Here is a 19,942-nt window from a genome sequence, read left to right as displayed (position 1 = left end):
AAAGGTTTAAGGAGAAGTTTAATGGCACCAGTGACTCATCTGTTATTTAGTTGGCTCAGTACCGTCCGTCTTTTTAATAATCGCCGCGAAAGAGCTATTGTAACTTTGGCTGGTGTAGCACCAGATCTAGATGGGCTAGGTATCATTGTTGATAAATTTAATGGAAGCTCAAACTATTACTTTTCCTTTCATCATCATTTAGGGCATTCATTATTTGCAGCCTTGATTATCTCAACTCTAGCAATGCTCTTATCTAAAGTACAAAGAGCTAAGGTTTTTATTGCTTCATTTTTGCTCGTTCAGGTTCACATTTTATTTGATGTGATTGGGTCAAAAAGTCCTGATGGCTTTCAGTGGCCTATTCACTATCTATCTCCAGTAAATGATGAATTTGTATTGGTTTGGAGTGGTCAATGGTACTTAAATTCATGGCAAAATATATTGTTTACTTTTTGCTTGGTAGGCCTTGCAACTTATTACGCTGTGACTAAAAAATTAACCGTATTTGAGATCATCAATGATAACTTAAACAATGCTGCTATAAGACTAATAGAAAAATATAAATAAATAGCATCAATACAAAAAAGCCACAGGTTATAAAACACTGTGGCTCGGGTATTGATTCTTTCAATCAAGGGGTTTGGGAGAATCGCTTAAAACTCGTAGCTAATGCTTAAGCGTGTAGTACGAGGCATAATGTAACGACCATTCGGTGCATCAGCATTACGAGGGTCACCTTCAGTGATACCTTGCTCGTCAGTTAAGTTATCAACCGCTAATTGCACTTTAATACCTTCCATAGGCTCAACAATTAAACCAATGTCTACTTTTTCGTAACCTTCTAACACAACCGTGTTTTCGTTGTCGCCCCAACGATCATCAACCGCTGAGATTGTGCCGTATAAGGTTGCATACATATCGCTTACTTCAAAGTCATAGCTTGGTGTTACACGTACTTGCCATTTTGGCTGACGTTGGCTTTCGTTACCTTCGTTGCTTGGGCTTTCTGTGATTTCTGTTTCTTGAAGCGTTGAGTTTAAGTTAACTGAGAAACCAGATTCGTGGTTGTAGTTATAATCAAGCTCAATACCGTATGCTTCGTTGGTTAAGATTTCAGCTGGTACACCAGGGCGACGAACAAAGGTGTCACCTTTTACTTCGTTAGTGAAGAATGTTGCATAGAAATCGGTGCTATCAGTTAATAGCTTATAACCAAACTCGGCTTGTGTTACTTCTTTAATTAGCTTTTCGCCACCTTCGTATGCATCAAAGTTGTCACGGAAGTCATCGAAGTAAGGCATTTTGTAACCTCGGTTTACGCGGGCAAACACACCCATGTCATCGTTAATTGAGTAGTTGATACCCGTTGTCCACGATGTTTTGCTTTCGTCATATTGAACAGACTTATCGATTACGCCATCAAGACCTTCATCAACCGAGTATTCCACTTCGTGGTTTTCAAAACGAACACCGGCATCAAGTGTAAAGTCATCGTTGAATTTATATTGAGCCGTTGTGTAAAAGGCATTGGTGCGTGCATCGCCTGTAGAGTTGATATCGTAGTTGAAGTCACAACCATCAACACTTGCATTACACTCGATGCCGTCTAGCATTTCGCCGCCTGCTTCAAGCACGTGATACGCTGTGTTACCTAAGCTCCACCAGTCATTTGCTGATGTGCTGGCTGTGTAATAACCAAAGGCCAGTGATAAATTATCAAGCTTTTTAGCGAATGCTAAATCATTAGTGAATGCGCTAATTTCTTTTAATACCACCCAACGGCCAAGTTGTTGAACCGCTGTGTCTGCATCGTATTCTGTGCCAGTTACTGCACCTGTTGCTGTTTCACCGTTATCGGCCACTGCACCAACGGTTGTTGCAGAGCCTGCCGGTACTAAGCCATACGTGTTGGCATCACCTTTGGTGATGTTGAAGCGATCTGTGAAGCTCCAACCGTTATCGAATTCAAGTTTGATGCTACCGCCAGAAACATGACCTTTCCAACCACGGCCTTCACCTAAGTCGATCTGTTGCTCGTCATTATTTGCGCCTGTGTAGATAGTCGCTTGGCGATTTAAAGTACCCAGCTGCGTGTAGCTTGCGTCAACGCCGTCAACATTAAGTGGTGTTGGTAAGTACCAAGCACCGTGGTCGTCGGTTTGACGTGTGTATAAGTTAATGGTGCCGTTTTCTAATTCTTTAGTGATATTAATTGTGAACTGGCTGCCTTTCTCTGATGTGAAACCTGCATCACGAATACCTGGAGAGCTTTTAACATAACCACCCACCATAAAAAATAAGTCATCAGAAATCTCACCACTAACCATAGCGTCAATGCGTTGTAGGTCATAATCTGAAGTTGTGTATTTGAATACACCTTCGGTATCTTCACTGCCACGTTTAAGGCGGAAGTTAGTTGTTAAACCTGGTTGGCCATTTGATACAACAGGGTTGGGACCGCCGCGTAATGCTTCCATCGTTTCGATAGTTTCATCTAAACGGAATAACGACGAGTTTTCTAAAAATGACAAAGTAGGCGCAGGGTAAATTGGCGAACCTTCAAGGCTTAATGTTAAAAATGGTGCATCACCACCACCAGGGAAACCACGTACAAATACGTTCGCGCCAGACTCACCACCCGAGCTTTCTACCCACACACCCGGCACGGCTTTGAATAAATCAGCTGTACTTTTTGGCGATAATTTAACAATTTGATCTGCATCTATATTGGTTACTGCATAGCCAGCATCAATTTTACGTACGCCAATACCTGCAGGTGTACCAGATACAATAATTCGTTCTACTTTTTCTTTAGCTGGTTGCTCAGTTTGCTCTTCGGCCATAACTGTTTGGCCACTCAAAGCTAGCAAAATTGCAGAGGCTAGCGCACTGCGTGTGTATGTAGTTGTCATTGTGTGTTCCCATTTTTTATGTTGTTGAAAGCAATGTATTAGCGAATATTTTGCAATTGTTAACACCTTGCTTTTATAAACCATAAAGATTTATGCAAACGTTTGCAATTTGTTTTTTCAATTTTTTGTCCTTTTTTTACCCACAGGGTGAGTTGGTCTGTTTTGCTTACTGAAAAAATATTATGCTCTTTGGCGCAGCGATTTGGTCGAAATGGTGGTATATTGCCAGCATATGTTTTAAAGGAAAGCAGTGTTTCAGTATCATGAATGATAGAAAATTAAAGTTAGCTGATCTTGCGAAATTAGCCGGTGTTTCTACGTCGACAGTTTCCCGTGCGCTCAATGATAACCCATTGATAAAAAAGGAAACTCGCGACAAGCTTCAACAGTTAGCAAAAAAACATAACTTTAGTTTAAACACGGCTGCTAGCCGCCTTCGCACCCAAAAAACCAATGTTGTTGCGGTTATTATTAACCTCGATGGTGATACAGAACAGTCTATTAACGACCCTTTCTTACTTAAAATTGTTGGTGAAATAAATTTAGCGCTAAATAAATTTGGCTTAGAGTTATTACTTTCTAATTCGTTTATGGCCAGTGATGATTGGGCAAATTACTTTATTAATAGCCGCCGTGCCGATGGCATTATTGTGGTCGGCCAAGGTAAAAGCCAAGCAAATATTGAAGCTGCAGCGAGTGCTGGTGTTCCTTTAGTTGTCTGGGGCGATCCAAAAACACCCAGCAGTTACCCAATTGTTGGCAGCGATAATTATTTAGGCGGTCGCCTAGCGACTGAGCACTTATTGGCAAATGGCGCTAAAAACATATTGTTTTTAGGTGACCCTGGGCACGCTGAAATTAGTGAACGCCACCGTGGTTATTTAGATGCTATTAATGAAGCCAAAGCCACTCCTCACGTGGTTTCTATCGATATTACTAGTAGTGCTGCTTATAAAGGAATTAACCAATTGTTGGTAGAAAAAGGGCTGTACTTTGATGGCATTATGGCATGTAGTGACATGGTGGCTTTTGGTGCGATGAAAGCTCTGAAAGAGCGTTACATTAGTATTCCAAACGACGTTGCCCTCGTGGGCTTTGATGATATTGCCATGGCAGATATCAGTCACCCATCTTTGTCGAGTATTAAACAAAATACTCAACGCGCTTCAGTTATTCTTGTTGAAAAGTTGTTAGCCCAGTTAGCAGGGCAGTCGGTAGAATCTCAAGTTGTTGAAATAGAACTAGTAAATAGGCAGTCGAGCCAGCGCTAAGCCTATTGAATGTTAGCAATATATGTAATTTTAAATGCAAACGTTTGCATTTTGTTTTGCGCTAAACTAGACTGAATAAAAATAATCATAGGTTGAAGTGAATGAATCCTATAAGAATAACTATCGCGCTGGCATGCAGCTATTTTGTCTTTGCTATTATGCTCAATAGTGTGGGCACTGTTATTTTACAAGCAATCAATAGCTTAGATGTAAGCAAAACTCAGGCGTCTGTTCTTGAAGGATTTAAGGATCTTAGTATTGCCATTGTGTCATTTTTAGTGGCGTCATTTATCCCTCGTATAGGCTATAAAATTGCTATGCTTTGCGCTTTATTACTGGTTGCAGTGATGTGCTTGGTTGTTCCGAGCATTGCCGACTTTTGGGTATTAAAAGCGCTCTTTGCCGCAATTGGTTGCAGCTTTGCAGTAATGAAAATCTCTGTTTACTCTGTTATTGGTCAAGTGACTGATAATGCTAATAAACATTCAGCGTTATTAAACACCATTGAAGGGGTGTTTATGCTAGGTGTGCTGTCGGGTTATTGGATTTTTGCGTTATTTATAGACGCTGATGACCCGCAAAGTAGCCACTGGTTGAATGTTTATTACTTGCTTGCAGCGATTGTTGCGGTGGCGTTTGTTTCTGTGCTTGCGGCACCAATAAAATCGCCAGAACTAAAAACTAATCAGCAATCTCAGCTTCATGATTTTATTGACATGTTAAAGCTGACTTACCAACCCTTGGTGCTTATTTTTGTTGTTAGTGCATTTATGTATGTACTAATAGAGCAAGGCGTGGGCACTTGGCTACCGACCTTTAATAACCAAGTTTTAAAATTGCCTGTTGATGTCAGTATCCAACTTGCTAGTTTGTTTGCAGCTGCGTTAGCGCTTGGTCGTTTGGTAGCAGGGCAAGTACTTAGGTTTATTAGTTGGTTTAGTTTATTAATGGGCTGCTTGGTCGCTATGGGTGTGCTCGTATTATTGGTGCTGCCTTTGACTCACGATGTAGATGGTAGCCAAGTTAAAAGTGTATTTGATGTGCCTTTTGCAGCATACATGCTGCCGTTGATTGGCTTTTTTATGGCACCGATTTACCCGTTACTTAACTCTGTCATGCTGAGTTCATTAGCTAAGCACAAGCACGCTGCTATGACAGGTTTAATTGTGGTTTTCTCTGCATTAGGTGGAACAACAGGTTCAATTATTACGGGCTTTGTATTTGATAAGTTTAGCGGTCAGCATGCATTTTATCTCACATTAGTGCCAATAGCCTTGCTATTAATCACCGTTTCAATCTTTAAGAAAGTTACCCTAAAACCACAGTATCAAGCGGCTTCAAGCGCAGAATAAGGGATTGTCATGAACTTCGTTAATAGCCAATTATTTAAAGACGTACAGCTAGCAGAAGTGTTTGCTGATTCAAAAATGTTTGCCGATGCTGTGCCAAACTTATCTTGGCAAAGTGCTTGTGAGTTGTATCAACTTGCAGGCCCTTTAAAAGGTGATGCGCTGCGTGAATTTGTTATGTCGAACTTTGTGTTTGCTGATCAGTCTATTCCGACTGCGAAATTAGATACCACTTCGGTTAAACAGTATATTCTTGATTTATGGCCGCATTTGCATCGCAATGCTGATACTGATTTAGCAAGCTCACTAATGCCCTTGCAGTTTGACTACATTGTACCGGGTGGTCGTTTTCAAGAAATTTATTATTGGGATAGTTATTTTACAGCCTTGGGTCTAGAAGATTGTGGCGACCTAGCCACCATTGAAGCCATGGTTAATAACTTTATAGACCTACAAGAACGTAATGGCTGTATTCCAAATGGTAACCGAGTTTATTATAGCTCTCGCTCGCAACCACCTGTTTTGGCGTTAATGATAGCGATGTTATGGGACGCTAAATATAAACAAGAAGCAGATTTAACTTGGCTGGCAAACGCGGTAAAAGCACTTGAAGCTGAGTATCAATTTTGGATGCAAGGCTGTAACGACCTTAGCAGTGAAACGCCTGCTATTAGGCGTGTTGTAAAAATGCCCAATCAGTCTATTTTAAACCGCTATTGGGATAGTGCGGCAACACCTCGTCCAGAATCATTAAAAGAAGATTTACATGACGCTGAAGGACTAACAACTGAGCAGCAACAAAGTTATTTTCAACATATTCGCGCTGCATGCGAGTCCGGCTGGGACTTTAGTAGCCGTTGGCTTTGTGATCATAATGACTTAAAAAGCATTGAAACAACCAATATCATACCGGTTGATTTGAATAGCTTACTGTATAACTTAGAGCATACGTTATCTCGTTTTTACCGTTTACTTGGTAAAGAACAAAAGAGCCAGTCGATTGCTGAGCTGGCTACACTGCGCTTAGATGCAATTAATACCTATTGTTGGAATTCTGAGGCGGGTGTTTATCGTGATTACAACATTAGACTCAATCAGCAAAGTAGTGTTGATTCAATGGCAATGGCTGTTCCTTTGTTTGTAGGCGCTGCATCTGTACAACAAGCTCAACAAGTGAAGCAAAAACTGATGAGTGAGTTTTTAAAACCCGGTGGTTTAGTGACAACATTGTGTAGTACACCACAACAATGGGATAGTCCTAACGGTTGGGCGCCGCTACAATGGTTCGCTGTAAAAGGTTTAACAGAGTATGGCTTTGTCAGCGAGGCACAGGCGATCATGAAAAACTGGCTGAGTATGATCGAAATGCGTTTTGCAGAGGATAAGTGCCTCCTTGAAAAATACAATGTGTGCGAATTAGTTAGCCGTGCAGGTGGTGGCGAATACACAGTACAACAAGGATTTGGTTGGACGAACGGTGTAACTTCACGTTTTTACAAACTACTCAATGACTCGCTGTAAAAGGGGAGATGCGGGTATAGCTGGTTTACATTTTATTAACCTGGGTATCTAGCCATCCAAATGGGTTGGTAATGTTGTAAATTGCCAAAATAAAGGCTTATAAATGGTTGAATCGTGTATCCAAATTGGGTATTGTGAATAAAATGTTTCAAGGAAGAAATGAGATGATTCAACCAACTTCTGTATTTCTAAAAACACAGCCAAGGTTACAAAACCGCAGTCAAAATTATCGATATTTAATTAAAATACTCGATGCGTTTTTTATGCGTGTGAAAGTCGATGCAAGCTTGCCTCATGAGTCTATGCGCGATGAGTTTAACCTTTATTTAATTGATAGCACTGATGCACATTGGAAAGACTTATTACCTGCTGAGTTAGTGCAACTTGCTAAGCAACATTTAGTGGTTATTTTTAATGCGGACGCTAATGCAATTTGCGAAAAAAACTTACTTTTAAATGGCATTAAAGGGGTGTTTTTTGCAGATCAATCACCTGAAGATATTTTTGCAGGGCTGGTCAGAGTGATCAATGGCGAGCTGTTTTTTAGCCGTAAAAGTATTTCTACTACGTTTAATCATATGCTGTCTGCAATGTCTCGTAGCCAATTCAATGCCAGCAACGATTCGGTAAATACTGATATTGACCTCAGCTTACTGACTAAACGAGAAAAATCAGTGATTCACTTACTTGCCCAAGGTGCGAGTAATCGAGATATCGCAGAGCGTTTAAATATTAGCGACCATACCGTTAAAACCCATTTGTACAGTGCATTCAAGAAAACGGCATCGCGTAACCGCGTGGAGCTGGCTAATTGGGCACAAAATTACATGGCAGTGAGTTTGTCTTTACAAAATACACAGTGACAAACTACAGCCAGTTTAATCCCAGTGGTAGTGTTTGATCAGAATATTCAGCCACTTGCACGAGGCTTAAAAAACCGGCTTCGAGCAAGTATCCTTCAAAATCATGTTTCCGTTTAGCTTCCATTATTCGATACTCAGTTCGATTTAGATGTGACTTTATTCATAAAATACAGTGGAATACACAGTATTAATAATCCTAGCCATTGCCATAATGGCGCAAAAAGAAACACTAGCGCTGATTGTGCATCATGGGAAAAATAGATTGAACCTATGGTCACAGTACCAAATAAGACACACATAATAGTGACAATAAACGTGGCGATTTGTGTCACTCTTGTTTTACTGTGTTCAACCATCCACGCCATTAATAAATAGGGCGAAATACCCCATAAAACAAAACCAATTGGCAGACTTTTTGAACTGTCAAAATTATCAATGGTGATAACCAGGGTAATCAGTGCGGCTAAAACAATAAGAGAATAAGCGCATTTGGAGAAGGTAATCCATTTCATAAATAAAACTTAATTAACTGAATGCTATAAGTATTTATTTCGATGGATAATTAAGTAGAAAGTTCAAATTGGGCGCTGTGATGTTCAGCGCCACACTAATTAACTCATTAAATTAGACCGTTTTTGCAGACCAAATGCCTTTGTTAATACCTTTTAATACAAGGTCGCTAAGCGCTTTTTCAATTGCTTGCGTGACGCAAATACTCATAGGCTCATTGTCGGTGAATCCGGCTTCTGCTTCTGCAAGACGTTTGTAGCTCACATAGCGAAAGAAGCCTGCGCGCATTTCTTGGCTGAGTACTTTTTTGCTTGTCGCAACGGATAACAAAACTTGGCCTGTGCGAACATCGACAGCGCGTAAATAAATTGAAATTGCATCTTCACGGTATAATTCTGATGCGCCAATCCCGAAGTATTCCATACCAATCCCGCCGGTTTTGATATTTGTGTCGTAGCTAATGATACCGCCTTCTAAGATTATTTTAGCTGTCGTGAGTGGTGGTAATTCAGGTAGCTTATCGTTTTCGGCTTGCGCAGCGCGAATTATTTTACGCTCAGTTAAGATATTTTGTAGACCTTCGCGCTCTACCGGAATAAACCAATCAGATTCATGCAATGCTTGCACTAAAATAGAGTTAGCACCTTGTGTTACTGCGGTAGAAAATGAGCTTACATTTGCCTGTGGTTTGTATTGCCCAGTTTGGTCACGAAATGAGTACACTGACACAGGAATGCTTCCCATTGGTTGAGGAAGGGCCTGCAAAGCCTGGAAAGTTTCGGTTGGCTCAAGAGAGTCTGCTAGTTGTTTGGTCGGTGGGATTAAATTGCCCATTGATGAACAACCCGACAGAAGTAATACCATTGCTGCTAATGTGAATGTCTTCATTATCCAAACCTCGGTACTTCAATTACTGTCACTGTGCCATCAGAGGTGTTGGTAATTCTAACGGTGATTGTGTCACTGGTACTGGTGATAATTTGAATTTCATAATCACCCGTCATAAAGGTCGAGTCACCATTAAAGATGCTGTCGTCGATTTCGTCACCAAATGCCATATCTGTGATTTCTCGTACCATTCTATTTAAGTAGGTACGCTCTAACGAATCTTGAAATTTTTCCCCGTAGGTTTGTTCGATAACCGGCGCTTTGTGCTTGTTTTGTGATTGCGCTTTATTAAGTAGCATGCTGGCATTTAATGGGCTGCCACCAAAGCTTGGGTTAATTGGGGTATAAACGAGTTCGGTTGCCCAACTAGAAAGAGGGCAGAGGATTATTATTAGTGTTGTTAAGTATTTCATTTTACCATCCATTTTTTGCCATATCGGGTGTTGATTGCTGCATTTGACTGCGTGCCATGGCATCCATCACGCTATACATGGCTTGTTTTACACGTTCATCTAATGGCTCTAAGCGACGTCCTAAATAAGTGACGTACACTATTTGGTTATTCATTTTTAAGACAAGTCGAGTCCCCGCTCGGGGTAATACCGTTTCTTTTATTTCGATATTAAAACCTGCTGTTGAAGGTAAATCGCGCCATAGGTTGGCAAACTCAAAATAAAATTGATGGCCAAATCGGCTAATACTTCTATCGAGTACTAAGCCATCGATTTCGAGGTCTTCGCCATAACTAGCCGTACTTTGAGCTGCAAGCACGATGCAACATATGCGTAGTAAGTTTTTTATTTTCATAATGGAATGAGGGAGCAAGGCTCCCTCTTAAGCGATTATTCTTGGGTTACAGTTGCGGTATTGCCATCACCTAGTTGAGTGATAACAACTGTGCTGTTAGAGCCAATCATTGAGCCTTCAACAAGGTTTGCGTTGCCGTCTTGTACAACGACCAGTGAGTTACCCTCACCACCTAGCAAGAATGCACTTTCACCGATACCTACAACAAAGTTTTCTGAGCCTGTTTGGCTAATATCAACAGAGTTGTTGCTACCTTCCATAATCAGGTCGATGGCATTGAGTTCACCAACTTGTGTGAAAGCAACTTGGTTGTTGTTGCTATCAAGCACGCTTGCGAATGTTAATGCCGCTTCGTTAAGGTCACCCAGCTGATTAACTGCAATGTCATTATCGTTTGAAGAGAGTGAGTCGTCTGGGTATGAAGACTGGACTAGTACCGTGTTTTCATTGCCGCCTTGAGCAATATCAACGTTGTTGTCGCTACCATTGAAGTTAGCAACGTGAGCACTGTTTGCGTCACCAATTTGGTTAGCAACAAACTCATTGCTATCGCCAATAGCACCTAAGTACACATCATTACCGTTACCATTTTGGAATGCAGTGAGTTCGTTGTCGTTGCCAATAGCATCTAAGCCAGCGGTATTGCTGTCATGCTTTTGATTGACCAATAATGTATTGCCATCACCAACAATCACGCCTGACTCAAAGCTGTTGCTGTTGCCTTCTTGATCAGACTTAACTTCGTTGTCATTGCCTGTGATTTCTGCAACTAATGCGCTGTTAGAGTCACCATCTTGCTCAAACTCAACTTCGTTATAATCACCATGCAGCGAAGTAAGCTCAGCGCTGTTGAAGAAACCTGTTTGGTCAATAGTTATTTCATTGCCGTTGCCAATTACTTCATCAGAAATAAACGCATTGAAAACACCCTCTTGCATTACTTCGATGCTGTTGTCATCACCTCTAATTACATTGAACGTTGCTTCATTTAGTAAGCCGCTTTGCTCTGCGCTGATTGTGTTGCTGTTACCCTGTAAATCAAAGTTGTAGAACCAATGGCCACCATCACCTTGCGTTACAGTTGCGCTATTTTCATCACCAACCATGACGTTGATAGCTTCGTTGTTAACACCAAAGAATCCTGCACCTTCTTGCTCAACGCGAATAGCATTGCCAACACCAACGGTTTCAGACAATGCGCCATTCATGGTGCCGTTTTGGCTGTGCGAAACAGTATTATCGTCACCTGTATTGTAGATAAGAGATAAGTTAGATGTTTGTGCTTGGCTTACTTCAACCATGTTGCCATCACCTACACTGACAGTTTCTGCACGATGACCTGTACCTTGTTGAGTAATAACCGCATTGTTACCAACACCGGTAACCGATACTTGATCTAGGGTAATTGAGTTTGATACACCCAGTGTTGAAACTTGGCTTGCAAGCTCAGTGCTAGATTGAGTTTTATCATCTGTGTTTGCACTTGCTGCAAAGCTTGAACCTAACGCAATAGTAATTGCACAGGTAAGTAGAGACTTTCTTAACTTCATGATTATTTCCTTTAAATTATTATTAATCAAAGCTCTAAAATTATCTTTTTCGCTTTTAGAACCATGTAGCAGCATGCCTTGCCGGGTTAATTTATGTGATATTCAACTGTTAGCTAACAATCAGAAGTGAATGAAGCAACTTTGTTAGTTGTGACTCTGAGGTCGTACAAATAACAAGAAAATTACTTTAGACAGATTTGGAATAATATAAAATCATCAGTTTTTGTGGTTTTTATAAATTATTTATTTTCAATTGGTTATGTGTGTTTGCTTTGGTTTTAGTATGGGTTTTGATTTAAAAGCAGTAAAAAAGTTGGAGAAATATTAATGGATCATTGAGGGTGCTTTTTTCACAAAAAAGTGTGAATTGGACTTATTTTTATTGATTCAATCAGCAAAAAAGTATGGATTTAAACTTAGCATCATTTTTTTTCTTGCCTGTTATCTGCAATTTGCCATTTATGAAATATGCCACGTGATATTCATCATTCAGAAGTAATGAGCTTTGGTGGTCGGATCATAGTGATTCGATCAGTTCAACAAATTATGGATAGTAAATATGAAAACTAAATTATCTGTATTAAGCCTAGCCTTATTACCATGTTTAGGTGCTGCACAAATCAGCACACCAGCAAAAACAACCGTCGTTGGTGCAAGTGAAGACTCTGTACTTGTTATGTATAAAAAAGGCACCTCTGCTGCAATGCGTGCCCATGCTCGTAGCTTAGTTAAAGCCACCATCAGCGATATCAACAAAGATGGTGTCGATGATAACTATTCAGCTATTTTGTCTGGCCGTTTAGCTAAATTTAAAATTGCAGGTATGAGCAGCAAAGAAGCTATCAAGCGTCTACAAAACCATGCTGCTATCGAATATGTAGAGCCTGATTATCGCGTATCGATTGCCAGCGTACCTAATGATCCTGATTTTTCTTCGTTGTGGGGTTTACACAACGAAGGTCAAACAGGTGGTGTCGCCGATGCTGACATTGATGCAGTTGAAGCATGGTCAATCTCAACCGGTAGCCGCGAAGTTGTTGTTGGTGTAATTGATACCGGTGTTGATTACAGCCACGAAGATTTAGCTGATAACGCATGGATCAACCCAGGCGAAATTCCGGGTGATGGTATCGATAATGACGGTAATGGTTACATCGATGACGTGCACGGTATTAATGCGATTACCGACTCAGGTGATCCAATGGATGACCAAGGCCATGGTACTCACGTATCGGGCACAATAGGTGCGTCAGGTAACAACGGCACCGGTGTTGTTGGTGTGAGCCACGAGGTATCAATTGCGGGCTGTAAGTTCTTAAGTGCAGATGGTACAGGTTCAACTTCTGATGCAATTAAGTGTATCGATTACATGGTTGATCTTAAAAACCAAGGCGTAAATGTACGTGTTTTAAATAACAGTTGGGGTGGCGGTGGCTTTAGCCAAGCACTGGCAGATGCTATTACGGCAAGTGAACAAGCCGATATTCTATTTGTAGCAGCAGCGGGTAACGATGCGGTTGATAACGATCAAAACCCTCATTATCCGTCTAACTACGAGCATGACAGCGTATTATCAGTTGCCAGTACTGACAACAGAGATAACATGTCGAGCTTTTCACAATGGGGTTTAACAAGTGTTGATTTAGGCGCACCAGGTAGTGCAATTTTATCAACGGTACCGGGCAATGGTTACGCTAGCTATTCTGGTACATCAATGGCAACACCGCATGTTGCTGGTGCAGCTGCATTAGTGCTTTCGATCAACCCTGATTTATCAGCGCTTGAACTTAAAGAGTTGCTAATGAATAGCGGCGACCAAAATGAAGCGCTGCAAGGCAAAACAGTGTCTGGCAATCGCTTAAATGTGAATCAAGCACTTGAGCAAGCAGATCCGACTCCAAGCTTCAAAATCTCGGTGTCGCCAAGTTCACAGCAAATTACTGCTGGTGAAACTGCAACATATACCTTTGAAATTGGTTCAATCGCCCAGTGGGATGGTGTCGTTAGCCTAGCACTTCAAGCTGATTTAGCGGGCGCAACACTATCGCAAACAGAAGCCGTACCTGGTGATGTAGTTACACTAACGGTACCAACACAAGAAGCAACAGCATGGGGCAGTTATAGTTTTGTTGTTGATGCAACATCAGGTGAGTTAGCTAAACAAAGCAGTGCGTCACTGTTTGTTAACCCTGTTGGCTTAAATGACTTTACTTTCTCAAATGAAACATCAGTGTCTATTCCAGATAACAATGACACGGGTATTGATTCGGTGATTACTGTAGCTGATGAACTTACTGTGTTCTCAACGGATGCAAGTATTGATATTACTCATACTTACATTGGTGATTTAATCGTCACATTAACGTCGCCGCAAGGAACAACTGCAACACTTCACAGCCAATCTGGCGGTGGTGCTGATGATCTAGTACAAAGCTACTCGCTGGCTAACTTTAATGGCGAAGTTGCGACAGGTGATTGGGTACTCAATGTCAAAGACGTACTGTCTGCTGATACCGGTACTTTAAACAGCTGGTCACTGACGTTTAGCGCTATTGGTGAAGTGAGCCCGCAGCCTCCACAAGCTGGCTTTTCATTTGAAACATCAGGTTTAGATGTCACTTTCACTAATACCAGCACAGATAGCAATGACGATATTGTTGCTTGGGCGTGGGATTTTGGTGACGGTGCTTCATCAACAGATGCTGATCCTATGCATACTTACGCACAAGCAGGCAGCTATGAAGTGACGCTAACTGCGACAGATAGCGAAGGTCAAACAGATACGTTCACGCAAACGGTTGTGGTATCTGATGTTGAAATTGAGCTATCGGTTAAACGTGCTAACAAAACACGTTTAGGTACTATGCGTGTTGATTTAAGCTGGCAAACCGTGGCTGATCAAGTAAGCATCTACCGTAATGGTGAACTACTTGAAACAGTAGCTGATCGTGGTTTCTATCGCGATGTAGAGCGTAAAGCTGAGTTACCAAGCTATGAATATCAAGTTTGTGTATCTGATACTGTTTGTTCTAACCCAGTGACAGTGTCCTTCGACTAACATTGTTTCACTGCTCAAAGCCCAGTTTCCCCACTGGGCTTTTTTATTTGTATTACAAAATGAAATTTTCGCTAAAACTGTGTATAATTTGCGCCCCTTAAATATCTGTTCACGTGTCGTATTAATGTGGGGTTGTGAGTGAAAGCATTGCTGAAACAGCATGGTGTAATTTTTATTCTTCTAAGTATGCTAACCGGGTTAATGGGGGCATTTGTTAACCCATTGATGAGCTTATTCATTGTCGAAGGGCTGCAAACACCGCCCGTGTATTTAGGTGTTTATATGGTGGCGGTCACCATTACTGGGTTAGTTATTAGTCAGTGGTTAGGTGGCATGGCAGATAAAGGCACCAATGCGCGAAAGTTATTTATGGTGGCTGTATCAGGTATGGTGTGTGCGTTAGTGACCTTTGCGAATGCCACTGCATTTTGGCAAGTATTGCTCGCAGGCGTGTTGTTTCTTGCGATGGGCAATGCGGCAATTCCGCAAATGATGACCGTGGCAAGACAATGGGCTGGGCGTCAACAGAACATCGACATTACCAGTTTTAATTCCCGTTTACGTGCTGCTATTTCCTTTGCTTGGGTTGGCGGCCCGCCGCTTGGTTATTTATTAGCCGCTGGAGGCGAGTTTAGCCGCTCGTTTTACTTTGCTGCGGTGTGTGCCTTGGTTGCACTTATCTTTGCATTTAAATTTATTCCTGACTACAGCGCTCAAAAATCACAACATGGCAGAGAGCCTGCAGCCGCAGCGAGTTTATCATTTTGGTTGCTGGGCTTAGCTATTATGCTTGGTTCAACGGGTAATATTATGTATTCATCGGCACTGCCGCTTTATAGCATTACAGAACTAGGATTTGCTGAACATACGCCCGGGCTGTTTATGGGGGTAGTGGCACTATTAGAAATTCCTATCATGCTGTATGGGGCAAAGCTTGCTAAAAAATACAATAAAGTTGCGATGCTTGCAGTGGCATTTTGTTGTGCAATTGTATTTTATTTAGGGGTGTTTTTTGCCAGCCAAGTATGGCACTTAATCGCGTTGCAAGTTTTAAACGGCCTGTTTTACGGTATTTTTGCGGGCATTGGCTTAACCGTCTTACAAGATCAGCTCCCCGAGCGAATAGGGTTTACCTCTGCGTTTTACACGAACGCCATTAAACTTGGTGTTATGTGCGGGGCAGGGGCAACAGGGGTTGTTGCACAGTTTTATAGTTTTAGGTTTGCAACCCTTGGCTCTATGCTAGCTGCAAGTTTAGCCCTTGGATGCTTAATGTTGTTTAGCTATGTGAAGCGCCAAGAGCAGCAAGAAACTGTTATGCCAGTACTGCAAGAAGGCTTAGTTGAATAACTAGCTTAAATAGATAAAAAACCGAGCATCGTAGCTCGGTTTTTTGATTATGAGTAACTAATCATTAGCTATTAGCCATTAGCCATTAGCCATTAGCGATTTGATCCAGTAAATGCATAACTCGTTCACTGGCAGCTTCCATCTTATTAATGTGATTAATCGCTGCGTCTTTATTGCCAGTTTGCAGCATGACTAACGCTTCAACACCATTGCGATGAACTTCACGATGTGGCTCTTCTAATTGACGATAAGCATTGTGTTGTTTGAAGCCATTTGATTGCTCTGAATTATACCATTTACCTAGTCGGCACATGGTGTGATCTGAAAAGTCATCAATCGACTTATTACTTGTGCCATTGGCAACTGAGTAAACTTCACCTTTCCAAACAATGTGGTCCAGTTTTACGGTTTGCACAAATGAGCGTGTGGCTGCATTAATAATGGTTTCTTTCATTGAGCTACAGTGATTCATGATAGAACCATAGTCATTGTTTAGCGTATCAAAACTAGTTGAAAGCTGAGTGTTATTTTGCTGGATATCTTCAACCGAGGTCACCGTTTCGCCAGTTTTATTGATGATCTCTTTGACTAGATCAGATACTTCTTGGGCTGATTTATTGGTGTTGGTTGCAAGTGTACGAACTTCGTCGGCAACAACGCTAAACCCACGACCAGCCTCACCAGCACGGGCAGCTTCGATTGCGGCATTTAGCGCAAGTAAGTTGGTTTGATCAGAAATTTTAGAAATGGTTGATACAAAGGTGTTGATGCTATCGGCCATATCAGACAGACCCGTAATGTTACTGGTCATGCTGCCCATTTTGCCTGCCATACTCGCCATTTCACTGACAATATGTTGTAGGGCATTATTTGAGTCGTTTAATAGTTGGCTTATTTGTAAAGTAACTTGGCTTTCTTCTTCGATAACAAGGTATGAGTCGAGTACAGTTTGGCGTACCCCCTCAATTTGCGTGATACATTCAATCGAACTATTCAATAAGTTGGCAAGGAACAATTGGTCTGCATCATCAGCTTGCTGATGTAATTTTGCTTCTAAGCGTTCGTTTTCGTCACGTAATACGTGATTGTCGGCTTTAAGTGCCTCAACTTCAGCTAATAGCGCGTTGTATTGATCTTGGAGTAAAGAGTGGCTTTTGCTAGAGACAAACATGTATGTTCCTAATTTATATGGTTAATACCTAACCATGCTGATTATAGATCAAAGTATTAACTTATTATCAGTGTTTTTTATTAGAATGGTGGTAATTACGACTATTTGATTAAGTGTAGTAGAAAAAATTGGTTATTAAAGCCGAAAAAGCCCAGTAAAAACTGGGCTAAAACGAGGGAGGAGAGTAATTAATAAAAAGAGTATTTTAAAGTAAGCGACGTTGTACGGCCGTTAATAGTACGGGCACGGATAATGTCGTTATCTGGTACTGAGCCTTCTTCTGCTTCTGTGATACCTACGGTGTCGAACAGGTTGTTCACGTTAAGCGATAGACTTAAGTTTTCAGACAGATTGTAACTTACAAAACCATTCACTTGTGTATAGCCATCAAACTCAAGGTCGTTACTGTCTTGTGCGTAAGCATCTGTTGTACCAATAAAGCTCAGACCAGCAGCACCTTTATCAAAGTTGTAAGTTGCCATTAATGAGTAAATAAGGTCAGCTTGACGACGTGGTGTATTACCGACTAACTCTGGCGATAACGCATCTTTAGCAATTTCTGCGTCTGTCCAAGTAAAGTTACCACGGAAATCCCAATCACCTACGTAGTAGGTTGATTCAACCTCAATACCTTTTGCTTCGTACTCGCGGTCGAAGAATTTTTGTGATGTTGCTTCGAAGTTTTGCTCTTCAGTTTCTGCGTAGAATGCTGTTGCAAATACTGATAGCGAATCAAAACGTTTTTTCACACCGATTTCGTATTGGTTTACTTCATCAATTGCATCGGCTTCGGCTACCGAACCATCTGCTTCTACTTTACCGAATAGTAAGCGGTCTGCATTTGCGCGGCCGCCTTTACTTAAACGGGCAAAAGTCGCAAAGCTTGGATCAATTTGGTAGTTTGCACCAATTGAGTATGAGCTGTAGTGCCAGTCGTAGTTAACAATGCTTGGGTTCGCGTTATCAATACCAACAACACTTTGCTCAGGAATTGAGATAGTACCGTCGCCATTCATATCAATTGTTGATGTTACTGCACCTGCGTAGTTACCACGCGCTTCACCTGAATCATAGCGAGCACTTGCATCAATGCTTAAATCGCCAAACTTAGTGGCTAAGTTAATGTAAGGTGCGCGAGTTTCGTACTCTGTATCGTAGTTACGTTGACAGCAGTTACCCCAGTAAGGTGTACCATAAGCGTACAAGCCATTATCTGAATAGCTGTCGCCATTCGCAGCGTAAACGTCAAGTAATGCAGCGTTGTCGCCTTTTAGCTCCATAACATATGAGTTCCAAAGCCACGACATATCAATCGATTGGCTTGAAGCAAAGTAACCAAAGGTAACGCTAGTTTCATCAGAAAACGACTTAGTGAGCTTAAGGTCATTAACAATTGAACCCATGTCGTTTAGCGTTACATCAAATGTATGAATACGCATTGCTAAATCGTCATCGCCATAGGCTTCGCCTGCTGAACCACCATTTGCATAAACAAGCGATGCACCATCACCAGCAATACTAGAAGCAATAGAGCTTGCGCTTGCAACTTCAGCTGGAATAAGAGAAATAAAGTTACCGCTTACTGATGATGTTCTAAAGCGGTTTTCGATGCGCCAGTCGTTTTCTAAATCAAATGCAGCTTCAAAACCCACTGAGGTAACAACTGGGTTCATACCGTCGGTCATATCGCCTGTGCTGATTTGGTTATCACCATTTAAACGCAGAGTTTGTGTGAAAAGCGCTGAATGCGGCGTATCTGATTGTGCATCAAAACCTGGGATTGAATCGCCATCTGAGTACATAGGCATAGGTAGGTAACCTACGCTCTTATCATCGAGGTGTTTAAAGTAAACACGAACATAACCAGCATCAAATTCTTTAGTTAGGTTTGCCTTAATTTGGCCACCTTTATTTGATGTATAACCGGTTTCACGTGGACCTTCACCTTGGCGAACGAAGCCACCAATGTGATAGCGCACACTGTCGTTTAAATACGTACCATACTCAAAGTCTGTACGAATTGAATCATAATCAAGGCCTACCGTGGTCGATACACTGCCTGATTCGTTCTCACCCGTTTTTGAAATAAAGTTGATGATACCACCTGGGGCATCACTTGCTGCTGTTGATGCTGAGCCACCACGGATTGATTCAACACTTTGCACTGTTGAATCTAAGCGCATGAAAATGTCTGCGTTACCAAAGGCAATATCGCCAAATTGCATAACTGGTAAGCCATCTTCTTGTAGTTGCAAGAATTTAGCACCGCCCGATGCAACCGGTAAACCACGTACCGCGATATTTGCGTTACCTTCACCACCAGTTGATTCTGAACGAACACCCGGGATTGTTCTAAATGCTTCTGCAGTAGAACGAGGTGTTGATACTTCAATTTCAGCTAATGTAACACTGCTAACCGATGAGCTTGATGCCATGATGGTTGTACGGCGTGGTACACCGGTTACAACGATTGTTTCAAGGCCGCTTTTTTTAGCCTCAGGTTGTGCTTGCTCTTCGGCGTGTAAGTTTTGGCTTACTGCTAATGCAAGCGCGCTTAATGTGTAAAGGGCATGTTTGTGTGTTGTCATAATGTGCCTCGTCTCAATCCCAGATGGTTTGTTGTCTAAATTGCTATCTTAATCGATTAAGTAAAGATAACAATAATTTTACACAGTGCAAGTCTTTTTAGCGA

Annotated in this window: 15 protein-coding genes; 7 read left to right on the top strand and 8 right to left on the bottom strand. The window is 41.5% G+C overall.

Annotated elements, in window-relative coordinates; translation table 11 throughout:
• Window positions 1-21 precede the first annotated feature (21 nt).
• Window positions 22-567 (top strand): metal-dependent hydrolase, encoded by a 546-nt coding sequence (locus ABMY41_RS03935; RefSeq protein WP_289097028.1) that lies wholly within the window; start codon window positions 22-24, stop codon window positions 565-567.
• 86 nt (window positions 568-653) lie between these two features.
• Here the strand turns inward: ABMY41_RS03935 and ABMY41_RS03930 are convergent, their stop codons facing one another.
• Window positions 654-2,912 carry a TonB-dependent receptor gene (locus ABMY41_RS03930; protein WP_287245078.1) on the bottom strand — a complete coding sequence of 753 codons (2,259 nt, stop codon included), beginning with the start codon at window positions 2,910-2,912 and terminating at the stop codon, window positions 654-656.
• A gap of 263 nt (window positions 2,913-3,175) precedes the next feature.
• Here ABMY41_RS03930 and ABMY41_RS03925 point away from each other — a divergent pair, with 263 nt between their 5' ends.
• The 4 genes from ABMY41_RS03925 to ABMY41_RS03910 all read left to right on the top strand — a co-directional run bounded on the left by ABMY41_RS03925 (window position 3,176) and on the right by ABMY41_RS03910 (window position 7,916).
• Complete coding sequence (locus tag ABMY41_RS03925; protein WP_349274172.1) at window positions 3,176-4,183, top strand: substrate-binding domain-containing protein; 1,008 nt, start codon at window positions 3,176-3,178, stop codon at window positions 4,181-4,183.
• Between the two features lie 101 nt (window positions 4,184-4,284).
• Complete coding sequence (locus ABMY41_RS03920; RefSeq protein WP_349274171.1) at window positions 4,285-5,535, top strand: MFS transporter; 1,251 nt, start codon at window positions 4,285-4,287, stop codon at window positions 5,533-5,535.
• Window positions 5,536-5,544: 9 nt separating this feature from the next.
• Window positions 5,545-7,053 (top strand): trehalase family glycosidase, encoded by a 1,509-nt coding sequence (locus ABMY41_RS03915; RefSeq protein WP_349274170.1) that lies wholly within the window; start codon window positions 5,545-5,547, stop codon window positions 7,051-7,053.
• Between the two features lie 164 nt (window positions 7,054-7,217).
• Window positions 7,218-7,916: a response regulator transcription factor gene (locus tag ABMY41_RS03910; protein WP_287245778.1), complete on the top strand. Its 699-nt coding sequence runs from the start codon at window positions 7,218-7,220 to the stop codon at window positions 7,914-7,916.
• A gap of 134 nt (window positions 7,917-8,050) precedes the next feature.
• Here ABMY41_RS03910 and ABMY41_RS03905 read toward each other — a convergent pair whose 3' ends face one another.
• The 5 genes from ABMY41_RS03905 to ABMY41_RS03885 all read right to left on the bottom strand — a co-directional run bounded on the left by ABMY41_RS03905 (window position 8,051) and on the right by ABMY41_RS03885 (window position 11,671).
• Entirely contained in the window at window positions 8,051-8,428 is a 378-nt protein-coding gene (locus tag ABMY41_RS03905; RefSeq protein WP_289097032.1) for a hypothetical protein, read from the bottom strand.
• 112 nt (window positions 8,429-8,540) lie between these two features.
• Window positions 8,541-9,314: a CsgG/HfaB family protein gene (locus tag ABMY41_RS03900; RefSeq protein ID WP_287246194.1), complete on the bottom strand. Its 774-nt coding sequence runs from the start codon at window positions 9,312-9,314 to the stop codon at window positions 8,541-8,543.
• On the bottom strand, window positions 9,314-9,739 hold the full coding sequence (locus tag ABMY41_RS03895) for a curli assembly protein CsgF (RefSeq protein ID WP_054562528.1): 426 nt from the start codon (window positions 9,737-9,739) through the stop codon (window positions 9,314-9,316). Before ABMY41_RS03895 ends, ABMY41_RS03900 begins: the two co-directional genes overlap by 1 nt.
• Complete coding sequence (locus ABMY41_RS03890; RefSeq protein ID WP_055021612.1) at window positions 9,729-10,121, bottom strand: curli production assembly/transport protein CsgE; 393 nt, start codon at window positions 10,119-10,121, stop codon at window positions 9,729-9,731. Before ABMY41_RS03890 ends, ABMY41_RS03895 begins: the two co-directional genes overlap by 11 nt.
• Before the next feature lie 35 nt (window positions 10,122-10,156).
• Window positions 10,157-11,671: a curlin gene (locus ABMY41_RS03885; RefSeq protein WP_349274169.1), complete on the bottom strand. Its 1,515-nt coding sequence runs from the start codon at window positions 11,669-11,671 to the stop codon at window positions 10,157-10,159.
• A gap of 559 nt (window positions 11,672-12,230) precedes the next feature.
• Between ABMY41_RS03885 and ABMY41_RS03880 the strand changes: the two genes are divergently transcribed.
• Window positions 12,231-14,729: a S8 family serine peptidase gene (locus ABMY41_RS03880; RefSeq protein ID WP_349274168.1), complete on the top strand. Its 2,499-nt coding sequence runs from the start codon at window positions 12,231-12,233 to the stop codon at window positions 14,727-14,729.
• Between the two features lie 138 nt (window positions 14,730-14,867).
• Window positions 14,868-16,079, top strand: a complete 1,212-nt coding sequence (locus ABMY41_RS03875; RefSeq protein WP_289097034.1) for a sugar efflux transporter — start codon at window positions 14,868-14,870, stop codon at window positions 16,077-16,079.
• Between the two features lie 85 nt (window positions 16,080-16,164).
• Here ABMY41_RS03875 and ABMY41_RS03870 read toward each other — a convergent pair whose 3' ends face one another.
• Together ABMY41_RS03870 and ABMY41_RS03865 are read right to left on the bottom strand one after the other, a co-directional pair.
• Window positions 16,165-17,250: a methyl-accepting chemotaxis protein gene (locus ABMY41_RS03870; RefSeq protein WP_058584668.1), complete on the bottom strand. Its 1,086-nt coding sequence runs from the start codon at window positions 17,248-17,250 to the stop codon at window positions 16,165-16,167.
• A 188-nt stretch (window positions 17,251-17,438) separates the two neighbouring features.
• Window positions 17,439-19,838, bottom strand: coding sequence for a TonB-dependent receptor (locus ABMY41_RS03865; protein WP_175078781.1), 2,400 nt, complete (start codon window positions 19,836-19,838; stop codon window positions 17,439-17,441).
• Window positions 19,839-19,942: the final 104 nt, after the last annotated feature.

Source organism: Pseudoalteromonas sp. BZA4 (genome assembly GCF_040104395.1).
Lineage (GTDB): Bacteria > Pseudomonadota > Gammaproteobacteria > Enterobacterales > Alteromonadaceae > Pseudoalteromonas.
This window is presented reverse-complemented; position numbering and strand designations above follow the sequence as displayed.